Raw genomic sequence first — 254 nt, forward strand, 5'->3', positions numbered from 1 at the left:
TCATAGAGATGTAACAGCTGCTCTGCCTCTCCCTTTTCCGCGAGCTGCATCGCATAAGATACATCTCTTTCCGAAAGAGTAATGCCACGGCGGACCAGTTGCAGTAGAATATCAACCAAGTTTGCCAGCAGATCCACTTCCGCTTTATCGCCGCTGATCACCAATTCTCCGCTTCTCGTGGCGATTTTTGCCGACGTCTTTTCCTCAAGCTGCTTCAGGTAGGAATCGTGAGGACCGAATAGCAGCAATGCTTC

General features: G+C 50.0%; 1 protein-coding gene. It reads right to left on the reverse strand.

Features of this window, described 5'->3' with window-relative positions; genetic code table 11:
* On the reverse strand, positions 1 to 254 hold a 254-nt coding region (locus AC6UD4_RS07345), incomplete at both ends, for a KH domain-containing protein (protein ID WP_500709656.1).

This window comes from Fructilactobacillus sp. X3R5C2 (genome assembly GCF_059901175.1).